Origin of the sequence: Pseudoclavibacter sp. 8L, assembly GCF_902506465.1 — a bacterium.
GTDB lineage: Bacteria > Actinomycetota > Actinomycetes > Actinomycetales > Microbacteriaceae > Pseudoclavibacter.
This window is the reverse complement of sequence record NZ_LR733202.1, coordinates 1-1063: the sequence shown is the minus strand read 5'-3', so window position 1 is coordinate 1063 and position 1063 is coordinate 1. Positions and strand designations below refer to the sequence as shown.

The 1063-nt window shown below is 64.2% G+C and carries 1 protein-coding gene; it reads left to right on the top strand.

The features are described from left to right. Window positions 1-102: 102 nt before the first annotated feature. Window positions 103-1063: IS481 family transposase (locus GV007_RS17675; RefSeq protein ID WP_160074965.1), on the top strand; the 961-nt coding region annotated here is incomplete at its 3' end.

The window sequence follows — 1063 nt, the reverse complement described above, 5'->3', positions numbered from 1 at the left end:
TGTATTGACCTGGGACGTTGTGAACGTTTGATGGTTTGAGGGAAGCGAAAACCTCCGTGAGGATGTGGGTTACCACACTCGCATCGCAACACGGAGGTTTTCGTGACCCACGCTAACGCACCCCTGACGCCGGAAGGGCGTCGCCGTCTCGTCGCCTTGGTCCTCGAGGAGGGATGGAGCATGCGCCGCGCCGCGGAACGAGTCCAGTGCTCCACCGCGACCGTCAAGAAATGGGTCGACCGGGCCTTAGCCGGCGAGGCGCTTGAGGATCGCTCCTCCCGCCCACGCAGCTCCCCGATCCAATGCCCGAAACGCACCGAGCGACGCATCATCGCGCTGCGCTTCACCCGGCGCTGGGGCCCGCACCGCATCGCCTACCACCTGGGCCTGCACCCCTCGCTCGCGCACCGAGTCCTGCGCCGCTACCACATGCCTCTGCTGCGCCACCTCGATCAAGCAACGGGACTCCCCGCCCGGAAAATGCGCCCGGCCCGATACGAGCGAGCCACTCCCGGCGAGCTGGTCCACGTCGACATCAAGAAGCTCGGCCGCATCCCGGCCGGCGGCGGGCATCGCAAACTCGGCCGACAAGCGGGAAACCGGAAGCGTCACCAAGGCGTTGGATACGCCTACTTGCATCACGCCGTCGATGACTACTCGAGGCTCGCTTACTCGGAGATCCTCGAGAACGAACGCAAGGAAACCGCGGCCAGTTTCTGGACGCGCGCTCGGGCCTACTTCGCGAGCGTCGGGATCACTGTCACCGAGGTCATCACGGACAACGGATCTTGTTACCGATCCCACGCCTTTCGAGACGCCCTGCAAGCCACGGACATCAAACACCGCCGGACTCGCGCTTACCGACCCCAAACGAACGGCAAAGTCGAGCGCTTCAACCGAACCCTCGCCAGCGAATGGGCCTACTCGCACACCTACGGCAGCGATGAAGCCAGAGCCGCGACCTACGACACCTGGCTCCATCACTACAATCACCACAGACCCCACACCGGAATCGGCGGCCAACGCCCCTCAGACCGCGTTCACAACCTCACGGGTCAATACA